17 protein-coding genes are annotated in these 14,040 nt (G+C 61.5%); 2 read left to right on the forward strand and 15 right to left on the reverse strand.

The features are described from left to right. Positions 1–6: 6 nt before the first annotated feature. Genes IEV87_RS20300 through IEV87_RS20335 form a run of 8 tightly spaced genes read right to left on the reverse strand, consistent with a single transcriptional unit; the run spans position 7 to position 6,105 of the window. Positions 7–834 carry a type IV secretion system protein gene (locus IEV87_RS20300; RefSeq protein ID WP_229737738.1) on the reverse strand — a complete coding sequence of 276 codons (828 nt, stop codon included), beginning with the start codon at positions 832–834 and terminating at the stop codon, positions 7–9. Then, the gene (locus tag IEV87_RS20305; RefSeq protein WP_373284075.1) at positions 834–1,967 is read right to left on the reverse strand and encodes a lytic transglycosylase domain-containing protein; all 1,134 of its coding nucleotides are present in this window, start codon (positions 1,965–1,967) and stop codon (positions 834–836) included. The genes IEV87_RS20300 and IEV87_RS20305 overlap by 1 nt, the downstream gene beginning before the upstream one ends. A gap of 10 nt (positions 1,968–1,977) precedes the next feature. Beyond that, positions 1,978–2,145: a hypothetical protein gene (locus IEV87_RS20310; RefSeq protein ID WP_185959040.1), complete on the reverse strand. Its 168-nt coding sequence runs from the start codon at positions 2,143–2,145 to the stop codon at positions 1,978–1,980. After that, positions 2,142–4,517: a type IV secretion system protein B4 gene (locus IEV87_RS20315; RefSeq protein WP_043753576.1), complete on the reverse strand. Its 2,376-nt coding sequence runs from the start codon at positions 4,515–4,517 to the stop codon at positions 2,142–2,144. Before IEV87_RS20315 ends, IEV87_RS20310 begins: the two co-directional genes overlap by 4 nt. Continuing rightward, a complete protein-coding gene (locus IEV87_RS20320; RefSeq protein WP_043753579.1) occupies positions 4,507–4,785 on the reverse strand; it encodes a type IV secretion system protein VirB3 in 279 nt (92 codons plus the stop codon). Before IEV87_RS20320 ends, IEV87_RS20315 begins: the two co-directional genes overlap by 11 nt. 12 nt (positions 4,786–4,797) lie before the next feature. Beyond that, positions 4,798–5,088, reverse strand: a complete 291-nt coding sequence (locus IEV87_RS20325; RefSeq protein ID WP_009803468.1) for a TrbC/VirB2 family protein — start codon at positions 5,086–5,088, stop codon at positions 4,798–4,800. Continuing rightward, a complete protein-coding gene (locus IEV87_RS20330) occupies positions 5,085–5,705 on the reverse strand; it encodes a lytic transglycosylase domain-containing protein (protein WP_028093939.1) in 621 nt (206 codons plus the stop codon). Before IEV87_RS20330 ends, IEV87_RS20325 begins: the two co-directional genes overlap by 4 nt. Before the next feature lie 43 nt (positions 5,706–5,748). After that, entirely contained in the window at positions 5,749–6,105 is a 357-nt protein-coding gene (locus IEV87_RS20335; protein ID WP_028093938.1) for a hypothetical protein, read from the reverse strand. Between the two features lie 201 nt (positions 6,106–6,306). Between IEV87_RS20335 and IEV87_RS20340 the strand changes: the two genes are divergently transcribed. Continuing rightward, positions 6,307–6,570 (forward strand): hypothetical protein, encoded by a 264-nt coding sequence (locus IEV87_RS20340; protein ID WP_202076281.1) that lies wholly within the window; start codon positions 6,307–6,309, stop codon positions 6,568–6,570. Between the two features lie 156 nt (positions 6,571–6,726). Beyond that, on the forward strand, positions 6,727–6,984 hold the full coding sequence (locus IEV87_RS20345) for a helix-turn-helix domain-containing protein (RefSeq protein WP_043753586.1): 258 nt from the start codon (positions 6,727–6,729) through the stop codon (positions 6,982–6,984). Between the two features lie 140 nt (positions 6,985–7,124). Here IEV87_RS20345 and IEV87_RS20350 read toward each other — a convergent pair whose 3' ends face one another. The 7 genes from IEV87_RS20350 to IEV87_RS20380 form a co-directional block, all read right to left on the reverse strand. Further along, on the reverse strand, positions 7,125–7,871 hold the full coding sequence (locus IEV87_RS20350; RefSeq protein ID WP_043753590.1) for a hypothetical protein: 747 nt from the start codon (positions 7,869–7,871) through the stop codon (positions 7,125–7,127). Between the two features lie 107 nt (positions 7,872–7,978). Continuing rightward, positions 7,979–8,233: a hypothetical protein gene (locus tag IEV87_RS20355; RefSeq protein ID WP_141102078.1), complete on the reverse strand. Its 255-nt coding sequence runs from the start codon at positions 8,231–8,233 to the stop codon at positions 7,979–7,981. Positions 8,234–8,441: 208 nt separating this feature from the next. Then, positions 8,442–9,329 carry an MBL fold metallo-hydrolase gene (locus tag IEV87_RS20360; RefSeq protein WP_238318824.1) on the reverse strand — a complete coding sequence of 296 codons (888 nt, stop codon included), beginning with the start codon at positions 9,327–9,329 and terminating at the stop codon, positions 8,442–8,444. A 132-nt stretch (positions 9,330–9,461) separates the two neighbouring features. After that, positions 9,462–10,028: a biotin transporter BioY gene (locus IEV87_RS20365; protein WP_043753595.1), complete on the reverse strand. Its 567-nt coding sequence runs from the start codon at positions 10,026–10,028 to the stop codon at positions 9,462–9,464. Positions 10,029–10,076: 48 nt separating this feature from the next. After that, positions 10,077–11,243 (reverse strand): acyl-CoA dehydrogenase family protein, encoded by a 1,167-nt coding sequence (locus IEV87_RS20370; RefSeq protein ID WP_043753598.1) that lies wholly within the window; start codon positions 11,241–11,243, stop codon positions 10,077–10,079. Then, positions 11,240–13,243, reverse strand: coding sequence for an acetyl/propionyl/methylcrotonyl-CoA carboxylase subunit alpha (locus tag IEV87_RS20375; RefSeq protein WP_229737739.1), 2,004 nt, complete (start codon positions 13,241–13,243; stop codon positions 11,240–11,242). Before IEV87_RS20375 ends, IEV87_RS20370 begins: the two co-directional genes overlap by 4 nt. Then, positions 13,240–14,034 carry a crotonase/enoyl-CoA hydratase family protein gene (locus tag IEV87_RS20380; protein WP_028288551.1) on the reverse strand — a complete coding sequence of 265 codons (795 nt, stop codon included), beginning with the start codon at positions 14,032–14,034 and terminating at the stop codon, positions 13,240–13,242. Before IEV87_RS20380 ends, IEV87_RS20375 begins: the two co-directional genes overlap by 4 nt. Between the last annotated feature and the right edge of the window lie 6 nt (positions 14,035–14,040).

Raw genomic sequence — 14,040 nt, forward strand, 5'->3', positions numbered from 1 at the left:
CAGTCCTCAATCCGCGCTCAGTTCCGGAAGCGTGAACTCCATGAAGCGTTGTTCTTCGGCGATGGTGGCGGCATCGATCACGCCGCCGGTGCCATCTCCTACGGTCTGGATCGCTTCGAGCTGCCACATGGCGACGAGCGCGATGGCGAGCTCTGCCGTCACCCGCGTGTTGAGATCGACGCTCTCCTTGAGCTCATCCATGTCGTCGATGAGCCCGACGAGCCGGTCGACACGTTCGAGCGACTGCCCGGCATCCTCATAGCTGTTCTGGGCCGCGGCCGAGACCAGCGCGCCGGTCGTGGCCTGTGTCGCCACGCGCACGGCCCCGGGATTGCCGCTGCGGGCCATTTCCGAGAGCGTGTCCTCGTCGAAGCCGAGATCGGCCAGCACCCGGTCCATCTGGGTTTCGATCCCGACGGCGCCGGATCCGGTGAGCCCGGAAAAATCCCCCGTCTTGATGGCTTGAATCGTGGCGATGATGTCGCCGAACTCCTGGTCCAGGAGACCGTTTAGTTCGTCTTCCATCTGTGTCCGGATGATCTCGGGCAACTCTGCGAGACGCGTTAACGCCTCATACGTTCGTTGTAGCTCGGCGAGCTGCTCCGTGAGCGTGGCAAGCTGTTCGCGGAGCTGCACGAGTTGCTCGTTTTGCAGGATCTCGTCCTCGATCATCTGCCGGAGCTGCTGGATGTTTTGGGCGATGTTCTGGGTGTCCACGACCGGCACGCCCTGGGCCAGGGCGGGGGCACTGGTCACGAAAGGCGAGCAAAGCGCCAAGACGCTGGCCAGGGTCAACGCGCGAAATGGTGCTGAAATGAACATTCTGCGGGCCATCAATCCAGATCCTCCAATGTGAACTCCATGAATTCGTTCTCGACCATGCGGGCCGCGGCCTGGGCCAATTGGGCCGCACTGAGCGGTTGGGTCCGTGCGGCTTTCAGGCGAATGCGCGCGGCCATCAGCCGGACCAGTTCGGCGCGGGCATAGGTGTTGAGCGCCATGCTCTCCTGGATGTCCTGGGTCGCGCCGATCATGGTGACGATGTCCTGGACGCGCAGGGCGGCCTGCCGGATGGCGGCGGGGGAATTGCTGCCGTAGAAGGCGGCGCCGAACCCGCTGAACGAGAGATTGGCGTTGGTGAGAAGCGCGGGGTCGATCGTGCCGAGCGCTTCGATGCCGCCGATCCGCGCGAGGTAGAGATTGTAGCGTTCGGGGATGACCCTGATGTAGTGCTGGGTCTCCTTGAAGGGCGGTACACCGCCATATTCGAACACACGGCCAGGCCCGGCGTTATAGGCCGCGAGCGCGTTGACGACGTTGCCGTCGAAGGTGGTGAGCTGGGCCGCGAGGTAGCGCGCGCCGCCCTCGACCTGCAGGTAGGGGCTGTCATAATATTCCGGGTTGATCCCGAGATCGCTTGCGGTGCCCGGCATGATTTGGGTGAGGCCGAAAGCGCCCACGGGCGAGCGTGCGCCGATGGAGAAGCGGCTCTCCTGCCAGATGAGCGCCTGCAGGAGGGCGCGCCATTGCACGACGGAAAGACCGGCCCGCCCGACCCCGGGCCGCCCGTGGGTCTCCTGGGCGACCCGGATGATCAGCTGCTCGATGTTTTCTGCCGCATCCCCGAACATACCCGCGCCGCCGGGGTTGGGATCGACATCGCCGGAGCCGTAGACCGCCGCTGCGGATCGGTCCGGATCGCCGCCGCCGCCCTCGAGGTCTGCGACCATACCCGGCAGCCCCTGGCCGCCGAAGCTCGTCTGCGCGTCGAGGATGGCGCGCAGCGTGGCGAGCTGTTCCCGTTCGATCTCGGTCAGCAACTCTTCGACGGTGAGTTTCTCACGCTGGACGGCGAGGTCAGCGTCCCGGTCGCCCGTCTCGACGATATCGCGGGCCGTCAGCCCGGAATCGTTGGTGGGAACGCCCTGGCCGAGCGCGGCTGCCGGCAGGAGAGCCGCAAGGAGGATATGTGCGACCCTAGGCCTCAACGCTGTCGTCCGGGTTTCCGATGGGTGTGAAAATGCAATCCGGCTCGGCGCGGTCGAGCGAGGCGCGGAAAGCGAAACAGTTGGCCTTGGGTTCGCGATATTCGGCGCAGGAAGAGAGAACGCCGAGCGCGGCGAGGAGGATAAGGGGTCGGATCATGATAGCCTCCAGAAATCAGGACGGTCGCGGTAGTCGGGGCCGACGAGGGCCTCGCCCTTTTCCATGCCGCCGAGGATGGTGAGGAGGGGGCCGAGGGCGGAGAGGTCGGCATCGACCACCACCGAGCCACCGTCGTCACGGATGAGCGCGAGGCGGCTGTCGCTGCCGGTGTTCAGGAGCACGTCGAGTTCCTTCTCGAAGAGGTTCAGCATCGCGTAATCCGAGGCGTGCGCCCGGATGTTGGGGAGCAGGATCTGGGTTGGCACCGCCTCGACGATGGTCTTGCCGGTCCGCGTGCGTTCGAGCTGGCTCGCATATTGCGTCATCATCACCGCGACCGTGTTCTGTTTCCGGGCGGTCACCAGCCAGTTCGAGAGCCGTTCGGCAAAGTATGGGTTGTCGAGCGCCTTCCATGCCTCGTCGATCACGATGATGGTGGGACGCCGGTCCTCGATCTCTCGCTCAATCCGGCGGAAAAGATAGGAGAGCACCGCCATGCGCTCCTTCTCGCTTTCGCTGTCGAGAATGCCGGTCAGGTCGAACCCCACGACGTCGCCATCAAGCGAGAAAGTGTCCTCCAGGCTTTGGCCGAAAATCCAGCCGTATCGCCCATCCTCGGTCCATTCGAGAAGCCGCTGGTGAAGATCGCCATTGTCGTCGGTCGAGACAAAGAGCGAGGCGAAGTCCTTCCAGTTCCGCAAGGCCGGGTTGGTGGCTGTGGAGTTCTGGCGGACCACCTCCTTGATGCGGTTCGTTTGCGCCGGGGTCAGGGGCTTGTCGGAGCGGTAGAGCAAGGAGGCGAGCCAATCCGAAAGCCAGGCCGTGCCGCGCTCATCGATCTCGGTCCAGAGCGGGTTGAGGCCGGTCGCCTGTCCCGCCTTGATCGAGGCGTAGCGCCCGCCATTGGCGCGGACGGCCATTTCCATCCCGAGCCGGTAGTCGAAAACGAAGATGCGCGCGCCGACCCGCCGGGCTTGCGTCATGAGGAAGGCCGAGAGGACGGACTTGCCGGAACCGGGGCGGCCTAGAATGAGGGTGTGGCCGCTGGTGGGCTCCGTCTCGGGGCTGCCCTGCTCGTGGTAGGAGAACCGGTAGGCGCTCTGCTCCGGGGTCGGGAAGAGTGTAATCTCCTGGCCCCAGGGAAGCTGGTGTTTTTCCTTGCCGAGTTGCGTCCGGTGAAGTGCTGCGAAGTCCGCAAAGTTGCGGTTGGTGACGGCACTGGCGCGGACCCGTTTTGGCTGGTTGCCCGGATGCTGGCTGAAGTAGTGAGATTTCGCGGCCATCCGCTCGCCGATCATCTTCACGCCCTCGGCGGCCGCGGCGTTCACGATCTCGGCTCCGAGGGACTGCAACTCGTCAAGACTGTCACTGAAGACCGTCACGACCATGTGGTGCTCACCGAAGCTTTGGCGTTTGGCCTCAAGATCGTCGTGCGCGATGTCGAGCGCCTCGAGGAGCGAAAGAGCGGCATCCTGAGAGGCCTGCATTTGACGCTTCTGGCGTTTGATCCGGCCCGCCATCAGGTTTGAATTGATCGGCGTGAAGGAATGCGTGACGATCATGTCGACCGGCAGGTTCAGCATGTCGAACATCGTGCAGGTCGTTCCTTCGGCATATTCGCCGATGGTGAAGCTCTTGCCGAAGCGATGGCCGACAACGCCATTGGAAAGCTCGAAGTGATCTTCGAGAAACGTCACGCGAGTGTTGGCAATGTTGTAAGCCAGAAACCCGTAGCGGTTGGCGGGGTAAAGCGGCAACTCGCGGCCCGTGTTGAGCGCGCCGAGGAATCCAACCAACTCGCCAGAAGCTGCTGAAAGGATGCGGGGCTTGAGTTCCGCCAGGCCGGAGGTGAAGACCCCGACCGCCTCGTTGAGGCGCCTGATCCGTTTCGCGGTCTCCGCCTTAAAGCGTTCCGGTGCGGAACGGTTCACGAAACCAAGAAAACTACTGGGCGTCGGGCGGTGGATGATTGTGAGTGTGAGGGTCTTGTCCCGGAGACCTGCCGAGGCCAGCTTTGCGCGCCAGGCATCATCCACGGCGTGAGCGAAGCCGTCCCCCTTGACCGGGAGCAGGTCCGGCGTGATCGACTTCGAGACCTTGTGCACGTAGTAGCTGAACTCGGGGCCCAGCTGCGCGATGATCCGGGCAAAGAGCGCCGTCACCTTGTCGAGATAGGCGTCGTCCGTGGTGTAGCTGTTCACCCCGCTCAGGCGGATGCATTGGAAGAGTTCGTTGACCCGGGTGCGGACTGTCTGATCATCGACGAGGCTGACATAGGGCAGCATGTGCGCGAGGCGTTTCTCGCGGGCATACCAGGCCGGCATGAGGGTGCGTTCATCGACGGTCTCGTCCAGGGCTTCACTATGGCGCATAGCTATCGCCCCCGTGGATGGACCGGTTCCGCGTCGGCGGCGTCTCCTGCACCGCCGTCATCATCACGTCGATGAAACGCGGATCCCAGTCAGCCGCTTTCCAGAGAACCGGATAGAGCACCGCCGTGATGCCCAGGACAACCAGGTGCTGCACCCAGACGAAGAGCAGCACAGAGCCGAAGAGCCAGACCATGGCATACATGATCGGCAGGCCGAGGAGCTTGGGCGGGCGTACGAGGCCCAGAAAGAGCGGCGATCGTTCGGCCACGTTCGCCTCCTCTCACGACCCGAAGACGGCGGCAACGATGGTCGGCGCGGCCGCAACACCCGCGATGCCCACCAGCACCCAGAGGGCTTGGCGCAGATCGATGATGTTGAAGAACCAGCTGAGGAACACGCCGAGGACCGCGAGGGTGGCGATGACGACTCCAAGCGGTCCGGTCAGCGCGTCCACGATGCCCTGAAGCAAGCTCTGAATCGGTGAGAGGTCGATGCTCTGGGCCAGGGCCGGTTCTGCCGCAACGATGAGGAGAGCGGCAAGGGTGATCAGGGATTTCGTCAATGGCTTCATGGGGACGCTCCTTCCAGCCGGTTGAAGACGGCCAGCACCCGCTGGACGTGGTTTTGGGTTTCTCGAAACGGTGGAATGCCGGAATGCTCGCGCACGGCGTCGGGTCCGGCATTGTAGGCGGCGAGCGCGAGTCGCGCGTCGCCAAACTCGGCCAACATCAGGGCGAGGTAACGCGCGGAGCCGTCGAGGTTCTGTTTCCAATCATGGGGGTCGACGGCAAGAGCGCGGGCTGTATCGGGCATCAACTGCCCGAGCCCGACCGCCCCGACATGGGAGACGGCGTGCGGATTGTACGCACTCTCGATCTCGATATTGGCGCGATAGAGGTGGAGCCAGTCCGTGACGGTGATATCGGCTGCACGGAGCCCAGGGTGGCTCGCATAGCGCAGTCCGGTCTCCTCGATCGCGGCGAGGATATCCGGGCGTGGTGTGAGCGCGCGAGGGATCATCGCCGCGACGCGCACCCCTTCACGTCGCTCAGTGCGGCGCTCCTCGCCCAAGATGCGCAAACCGTCCGAAGCCGAGCCAACGCCAACCCCGTCATTGTAGTTGCGCGCGAACCGCTCCTGGGCGCGCGACGGCGAAAGAGAACCGTCCCCCGCCATCACCAGGACCATGTCTGCCGATGCCGGGAGGCCCAGGTAGGAAAGGAAAAGGGCGCTAAGCCCGGCTGGCAGCCATCTCTTCGCTGGAGAGTTTGTGAACCGTCCGCTTGCCCTCTTCCAGAGGCACGTCGGCGTGCGAGAAACCGATCCCTTGCAGGAAGGAGATGACCCCGGTGACGGTCTTGATCTCGCGGATCTTGATGTCGTTGCGCGAGGTTCGGGTCCGGGCCGTGACCAGAAGTTTCTCGATCCCATCGTCGCTGACAGCGCGCATGATCCAGACCCCATGCCAGTTGGGGCCTTTCTTGAAGGCGTCTTCCTTGCAGACAACTTCGACGCGATAGCCGCTGGCGACCAGATCGCGGAATCTGGGTTCGGTGACCACATTCGGGGCTTCTTTTTCTAGGTCCATCACCCGGATCACGTTCTCCAATAGGGCGAATGACCAGGCTTCAGGTGTTGAAGTCCAGGCATACGATGATATAGTATTGGCGCACAAGATAAACTTTTGATGCGACAAGCGGATTGTTGCTCAATTGACGAATAGACGGTTCCCATGCATTTGATCAAGAAAATAAGGGGCTTGGACGCCTTCAGGTTGTGCGTGTCGATCATGGCACAAGCTATACTTCTGGTCGCGTGCCTGGCAGGCGAAGTCTCCGCCGCGTCCTGTTTGCCGCCGCCCAGGCCGTTCGTGCCAAGCGATTCTCAAGCCGCGCGGGACTATGTCGATCTCATCCGCAGCGACTTTGAGATCTACATGCGGGACATCCAGAGCTACTTTCGGTGCCTTGAGGTTGAGCGCGCGCGGGCGTTCGAAGAGGCGCGCGAGGTGAGCCAGGACTACGGACGCTTCCTGGAATTGATGGACGAGTGAATTGGCCGCGACCTTTTCGAAGGGCCGCCGTCTTGTGAAATCTGGCCGTATCGGCGGCGTGCAGTTCGGAGTCTCTATCATCATGTAAACGCCCACTATCCACTTTTTAGATAATCTATAAAGTAGATTAGCCCTGTCACAAGAGGTTTGTGACACGTGGCGAAAACGATCAGGAGTTCGGGACATGAGGCACTTCGCGACGCTTTGATTGCGGCGCGGAAGGCGGCTGGCTTAACGCAGGCCGAGCTCGCTTTACGTCTCAGATGCCACCAGTCCTTCGTCGCTCGTCTGGAGAGCGGAGAGCGTAGGGTCGACGTAGTTGAGTTGATCGTACTCGCGCGTGCTCTGCAGATCGATGCGGTTACGCTACTGGCAGCGGCCGAGGCGGCGACGGAACTCGATCACCGGATTTAAGACGAGGCGAAGGGCTGTCGCCTCGGATGGTATGACGAAATCAAGCCTCGGTGGGACCGAAGGGCAATGATAACAGCGGATTGTTATGGGACGCTGCGATCCACGGTCTCTAATGCAGGTTTGGTGCAGAGGACAACGTCTTAGTAGTTCACCTGCTCGAACCCGTAATTGCCCTCATAGTCTCGCCAGTCGACGAACACCGAGCGGTGATAGATGGAGGGGCAATGATCGCCCCAACGTTCCAAGCCGACATGCGCCTCGGGCAACGCGGCGACGGACGAACGAGACCAGTAAAAATCGCCCTGGATTCCATAGGAACCGAGAAGGACTGTTTCGAAACGGCTGCAATCGCTGTCGCGGGATTCGTGTTGGCGCGCATACCGAACATCGAAGACACGGATCGAGCGGATGAAGTTGAACTCCGGTCCACTGATGTCGATGTCGGCTCGGTCCTGGATCAGATGTAACGCAAACCCGTCAGGGTGAGGTAGTGGCTCGACGCCTTTCGACCGCACGACGGCAGGCAAGAGGGCGCCAGCTTTTTCGGGGTCAGATTCCGCGAGGTTCTGGGGCAGGGTAGAAGCGTTGGAGAAGAGGATGTCAATGACACGCCGAGTGCGACCGGGGTCGTCTACAGGTTCGAAGGAGGCCCCCATGGGGCAACGCCAGATCTGGAGGGGAGGCTCGACAGGCCATGGCGTGATCCGTCGTATGAACTCTGCACGTGCCCGCGAACAGGGCTCTGATGCCGGCCAGCCGCCGGAGAGGCAGAGCAGGATGGCGCAATCGATCGGGTAGGTCTGCGCCGACGCGCTGTTTCCACCTCCGCTCAGCGAGGCCGTTCCCGCGACGACAGCGAGAAAAAAATAACGAAGGAAATTGCGCATATCCAAGAGCTCGATTGACTGTGATGCAGAATCTGAGGATTACGATAATATACTATCGTCGAGCGGTCAAATTCGAATTTTTGTAACTGTCTTGGAGCGCCTTGATGCTAAAGCAGATCGGCTGAGCCCCTGAGCGACAGCTCCTCCAAAAGGTCAGTAACCTCATCGGTGGTGACAGTCTTTGCATTCGCAATCGTGTTCCGGCTTAACGGGGGATCGATATGGTGTGCCGTACGTTTGGGATCGAGCCAGAGGATGGACAGTTCTGACGTATTCCAGCGATAGACCCAACCAACGGTTCGATCACTGCGACCGTCAACAAGCCGCGCGACCGGAACCGCTTCTTCCTTTTCGATGCTCACCGGTTCGTGTCCGCCTTTTCTGCTTCGGTTCTTCAGTCCTATTCGGCTGGGACGTTCCCGTGATCTGATCTCGGTTGAACTTATTCCTGGCTCGTTAAAAAGGGGCGACACCGACCGCGTCGGTGCCGCCAGAGGTTCGCCCACAGGGAGGTGGTAGAGGGCGAAACCTATTGAAAATAGGGGAATTTCATGTTGCGCATAATCAATCTTATGTTAATTTCCAGACTCCGCCATCTTGTACCACCCGCGACTCAGACAACAGCTTCTCCAGATGCGCCGCAACGTTTCGTCCTGCGGCCATTGCGATATGTGGGTCGGTTTTCTGGTAGACGGAAGCGGCGATATTCTGGACCGAATCCGGGGTGTTTGAGAGGTGGGCGAGGATCTCCGCCTCGCGACGCATGCGGTTGGAAAGCAACCGTTTGACGTAAGGTTGCGGATCCCGGAGTATAGGTCCGTGCCCCGGAAAGTAGATCCTATCGTCGCGCTCAATCAGCCGCTGTAGCTGCGCGCAGTAGTCGTGCATGTTTCCGTCAGGGGGGCTGACGATCGAACTGTTCCAACTCATAACGTGGTCGCCCGTGAAGAGCACTCCGTCAGGTCTCGCGAAACAAAGGTGGTCGCTCGCGTGACCAGGTGTGTGCAGGACGGTAAGACCGGCAATGACCTGTCCGTCCTCCAGAAACCGGTCAGGTCGAAATGCATCGTCAGGGAATGCCCGTGAGGCATAAACAGGTGCGTCTGTCCGTGCTCGCAGGGCTGGGACGACTCCAAAATGATCAGAATGGTGGTGTGTGAGCAGAATCCCGGATGGTTTGGCCCCCAAATTTTCGATGATTGCCCCGAAATGTGTACTGTCTTCTGCTGGGCCGGGGTCGATTATGAACCGACCATCAGGCGTATCAATGATGTAGCTATTTGTCCCGTGGTAGGTCATCTTTCCGGGATTGTTCGCGACGATCCTCAGAATTCCAGGGGCCAATTCGACTCCCTTCGCGCGGCAAGGCTCCGGCTCTGAGAAAAATATGCTGCTTCTTTTCATTGTGTGCGACCAGGTATTGATTGCGAACAATTTGGTTCGCAAAGTTTTGCGCATTGCTCTCGCATGGCGCCGGAAACCTCAGGCTGGCGTCCGGTGCCTGTCAAATCCGGCATCGGACTATTTCAACTTACATTGGACCAGGCCCGTATGAGACTGAAACAGTCTGATACAGTCTTGGGCTGGCAGTCACACAGCGCGGCGATTATGGTAAGCAGTATACAGAACTACAGCAATTGTCGCCTTCGTCAGATCCCCGAGAAGGAACGGGTAAAGACCGGCGTTCAGCAACTTTTCGCCATAGCCGACAAAGCCACCCAACCAGAGCAGCCCTGCGCAATACATGACTATCGAACCCAAAAAGACCGCGACAGATGCTCTGAACGCAGGCCGAAGTCCTTGCAGTGCTTGAACAATCCACCCGGCGGCGGCCGCCGCAAGTGCGAAGCCTACCAAGTATCCGCCTGTGGGACCCGCAATATACGCCGGTCCGGCCAGAGCCGGAGGCGTGCCTGCGAAGACCGGCAGGCCAAGCAGACCTTCAAAAAGGTATGTCACAACAACAAGACTACTGCGCACCGGCCCCAGGAAAAGGCCCAGACCCAAGACAACCAGGGTTTGTGTAGACATGGGAACCGGGTAGAACGGCACCACGATTTTGGCGGATAGTGTCAGAAGAATTGTGCCGACGAGAATTATCGAGATCTCTTGGGTAAGTTTTGCGAGTGTTTGGCTTTGAGTGGTTTCCAGATTCATCTTTTTCGTCCTTGTTTCTGTAGATTGTTAATTTTTTGGATAGTAAGCTCACATGCGCTTGGCGACTTCTTCCAACATGACTTCGCTCGCCCCGCCGCCGATGGCCTGCACACGGGCATCGCGTGACATGCGTTCCACCGGTGTTTCGCGCATATAACCCATACCGCCGTGAAACTGGACGCAGTCATAAAGCACGCTGTTCACCAGTTCGCCGCAATAGGCTTTGACCATCGAGACCTCTTTCACGCAGTCACCGCCCGCGGCATCCAGACCGGCGGCGTGATAGACCAGCTGACGTCCTGCAGCGATCCGCGTCTGACAGTCGGCCAGCCGTTGGCGCACGGCCTGCTTGTCCCACAGAACGCCGCCAAAGGCCCTGCGCTGCTTGACATAATCCACGGTCATGTCCAGCGCGGTTTGCGCTTCGGCACAGGCCATCGCACCCAGCACAATGCGTTCGTTCTGGAAGTTCTTCATTACCGAATAGAAACCGCGGTTGACCTCGCCCAAGACGTTTTCGGCCGGGATACGGACATCTTCGAAGATCAGTTCGGCAGTGTCCGAGCACAGCCAGCCGGTCTTGTTCAACGCCCGTCCGACCGAAAAGCCCGGCGTGCCTTTTTCGACCGCAAATATGGTGATCCCGCGCGACCCCTTGGCATCCGGATCGGTCTTGGCACCGACAAAGTAGAGATCGCCATGCACGCCGTTGGTGATGAACATCTTGGTGCCGTTCAGCACCCAATCCGACCCGTCCCGCACCGCGCGGGAGCGCATGCCCGCCACGTCCGAGCCCGCGCCCGGTTCGGTCACAGCAACGGCGGTGATCATTTCGCCCGAGACGATCGACGGCATCCAGCGCGCCTTCTGTTCGGGCGTGCCGGCGTTTTCCAGATGCGGCGAGGCCATGTCGGTGTGGACCAGAACCGTGGCCGAGAACCCGCCGAAAGTGGATCGCCCGACCTCTTCGGCCAAAACCACGCTGGACATCACGTCCAGCCCCGCGCCGCCATACTGTTCGTCATAGCGCATCCCCAGCACGCCGAGATCACCCATCCGGCGCAGCACGTCGCGGGGTACCTTGCCCTGCTCCTCCCAAGGCTCGGCCTTGGCGGTCACCTCGGCTTCAATGAACCGGCGCAACTGGTTGCGGATCATCTCGAGGTCTTCGTTGAACGGGCCGGTGACCTGAGTAATGCTGTCTTGTCTGGTCATGTGTTTTCCTCTGGATCGAGTTTGATAAGTGGGGCGTGCCCGGCGACCGTATCGCCGGGTGCACAATAGATTTCAGTCACCACGCCCGCGACCGGCGCGGGCAGGCTTTGCAACAGCTTCATGGCCTCAAGCACCACCAGCGTGTCTCCGGCTTTGACGCGATCGCCGAGTGCGACGCGCACCTCGGCCACGGCGCCGGGCATGGGTGCGGACAACAGGTCAGCGACGCCAGACCCGCCGGTGGCACGTTGCAGATGCTGGTCTTCCAGCGTACGCAGGTCTGTCGCGGTCATTCCAGCAGGGGTTTGCAGGTGCACTCGCCAGTGACTCGGCGCGCGCACGACGTAAGCGATGCGCGAAAACGGAACCCCGTCGATGCGTCCGCTCAGACGGCATCCTGTTAAAGCGGCACTCTCGACCGTGATGGTCTGGCCGTCCGGTTGAATGGCAGTCAACCCCGACCCGGAGCCGTACATGCGGATCGGTTCGTCTTTGGTTGTGTCCCAATAGAAGGCCGCGCCGGACTGTCGCGCAGGGGCTGTGAGTCGCCATGACCCTAGGCTTTCCCAGGGCGACGCGCCCGCCGGCACGAGACGCAGATGCAGCGCCATCGCGGCAAAGGCCATGTCCCGGTGATCAGCGGACGATTCAGTCCAGCCGCCTGGAAACATCTCGGGCAGGTACGAGGTATGGTGACGGAACGCCGCAAAATCCGGGTGTGCCAGTAACGCGCGTTGATAGGCCAGGTTCAGGCCGACGCCGCCGACGGCAAAAGCATCGATCGCGGTGATCGCCCGGCGGATCGCCCCGGTCCGATCCGGCGCGTGGACGATCAGCTTGGCAATCATGGAATCGTAGTGGTGGCCGACGACCGAACCGCACTCTACCCCAGTGTCCAGCCGCACATCCGCAGGCGGCGCCCAAAGGGTGATCTCGCCCGTTTCGGGGTGAAAATTCTCGGCCGGGTTTTCGGCGGCGATGCGGATTTCAATGGCGTGCCCGTCAAACTGCACATCGCCTTGCGTCAGCGCCAGCGGCTCGCCCCGCGCGATGCGCAACTGCCATTCGACCAGATCGATGCCGGTGATCGCCTCGGTCACGGGGTGTTCCACCTGCAACCGGGTATTCATTTCCAGAAAGTAGTATTCACCGCGCCCGGGGTCATAGAGGTATTCCACCGTCCCGGCGGAGCGATAGCCGATCGCCTGCGCCAACCGCACCGCTGCCGCACGCATTCGGTCGCGCACAGCCTCGGGAAGATCGGCGGCGGGGGCTTCTTCGATCAGCTTTTGGTGGTTGCGTTGCAGCGAACAATCGCGGTCGCCCAGATGCAGCACGGTGCCGTGAGTGTCGCCCAGAACCTGCACTTCGACGTGGCGGGCACGGGGCGCATAGCGTTCGAGGAACACCGCCGGATCGCCGAAGGCGCTCTGCGCTTCGGCCCGGGCAGATGCAATCGCTTCGGGTGCGTCGCCCAGATCGGAGACAAGCCGCATCCCGCGTCCGCCGCCGCCGGCGCTGGCCTTGACCAGAAAGGGGGTGCCAAGCGCCTCGGCCTCTTGCAGCAGGCGCGCGTCGGACTGATCCTCGCCGCGATAGCCGGGCAGGACGGGCACGCCTGCGGCTTCGGCGGCAGCCTTGGCCTCGATCTTGGAGCCCATCCGCGCGATAGCGTCGGGTTCCGGCCCGATGAACACAAGGCCCGCCGCCTCGACCGCCGCCGCGAAACCGGCATTCTCAGACAGAAAACCATATCCCGGGTGCACCGCACCCGCGCCCGTCGCCCGCGCGGCCTCAAGGATGGCCTCGACGTTCAAATAACTGTCTGACGGGGCGGCCCCACCGATGCAGACGGCATGATCGGCCTCGGCCACGAAGGGCGCGTCGCGGTCCGCGTCCGAAAACACCGCTACGCTTTCCAGCCCCAGTTTGCGGCACCCGCGCTGGATGCGCCGGGCAATCTCGCCCCGGTTGGCGATCAGAACGCGGGTGAAGCTCATTTCACCCGCCATGACGGAACGCCCTTGTTGATGAAGCTGTTGATGCCTTCGATACCTTCCTCCGTCTCCCACGCATCGGCCAGCCGGTCGGCGGTGTAGATCATGTTGGTCTCCAGATCGTGGGACGCGACATAGGCGATCAGCGCCTTGGTATCGGCCACGGCACCCGGCGCGGCCTGAAGGTGATCATGCACCACCCGGTTCACCGTGGCGTCCAAGTCGCCCGGCGCGACAACTTCGGTCAACAGACCGATCCGCTCGGCGCGGGCGGTGTCGAACAACGCCCCCGACAGCATGGTCTCACGCGAATGCACCTTGCCGATGCGGGCCACCACGTAAGGCGATATATTCGCGGGCAGAAGGCCCAGCTTGACCTCGGTCAGACCGAAGCGCGCGCCTTCGGCGCCGATGGTGTAGTCGCAGACGGAAATCATGCCGACACCGCCACCGTAAGCCGGACCGTTGATCCTCCCGATCAAGGGTTTGGGCAGCGTGTCAAGACGGCGCAACAGCCGCGCCAGCGTGGCGCTTTGTGCGACCCTTTCACTACGGGTTTTCTCGACATTAGAGGCGAACCAGTTGAAGTCGCCGCCCGCGCAGAAGCTCTTGCCCGCGCCGGTCAGGACCACAATACGCACATCGTCATCTGCAGCCAGCTTTTCGGCGGCATCGTATAGCTCTGCGATCAATTCGCCATTCAGCGCATTGTGTTTGTCGGGGCGGTTGAGCGTCAGCGTGGCGACGCCACGCGCATCGGTTTCGATAAGGATCGTGTTGTAGGTATTGGTCAACTTGAA

Origin of the sequence: Primorskyibacter flagellatus (assembly GCF_014638275.1) — a bacterium.
Lineage (GTDB): Bacteria > Pseudomonadota > Alphaproteobacteria > Rhodobacterales > Rhodobacteraceae > Pseudooceanicola > Pseudooceanicola flagellatus_A.

Excerpts from the sequence above, each read along its gene's own strand:
- IEV87_RS20300 (WP_229737738.1), bottom strand. The coding sequence starts at position 834 with ATGGCCCGCAGAATGTTCATTTCAGCACCATTTCGCGCGTTGACCCTG.
- IEV87_RS20310 (WP_185959040.1), bottom strand. The coding sequence starts at position 2,145 with ATGATCCGACCCCTTATCCTCCTCGCCGCGCTCGGCGTTCTCTCTTCC.
- IEV87_RS20315 (WP_043753576.1), bottom strand. The coding sequence starts at position 4,517 with ATGCGCCATAGTGAAGCCCTGGACGAGACCGTCGATGAACGCACCCTC.
- IEV87_RS20325 (WP_009803468.1), bottom strand. The coding sequence starts at position 5,088 with ATGAAGCCATTGACGAAATCCCTGATCACCCTTGCCGCTCTCCTCATC.
- IEV87_RS20330 (WP_028093939.1), bottom strand. The coding sequence starts at position 5,705 with ATGGTCCTGGTGATGGCGGGGGACGGTTCTCTTTCGCCGTCGCGCGCC.
- IEV87_RS20335 (WP_028093938.1), bottom strand. The coding sequence starts at position 6,105 with ATGGACCTAGAAAAAGAAGCCCCGAATGTGGTCACCGAACCCAGATTC.
- IEV87_RS20340 (WP_202076281.1), top strand. The coding sequence starts at position 6,307 with ATGGCACAAGCTATACTTCTGGTCGCGTGCCTGGCAGGCGAAGTCTCC.
- IEV87_RS20350 (WP_043753590.1), bottom strand. The coding sequence starts at position 7,871 with ATGCGCAATTTCCTTCGTTATTTTTTTCTCGCTGTCGTCGCGGGAACG.
- IEV87_RS20360 (WP_238318824.1), bottom strand. The coding sequence starts at position 9,329 with ATGCGCAAAACTTTGCGAACCAAATTGTTCGCAATCAATACCTGGTCG.
- IEV87_RS20365 (WP_043753595.1), bottom strand. The coding sequence starts at position 10,028 with ATGAATCTGGAAACCACTCAAAGCCAAACACTCGCAAAACTTACCCAA.
- IEV87_RS20370 (WP_043753598.1), bottom strand. The coding sequence starts at position 11,243 with ATGACCAGACAAGACAGCATTACTCAGGTCACCGGCCCGTTCAACGAA.
- IEV87_RS20375 (WP_229737739.1), bottom strand. The coding sequence starts at position 13,243 with ATGAGCTTCACCCGCGTTCTGATCGCCAACCGGGGCGAGATTGCCCGG.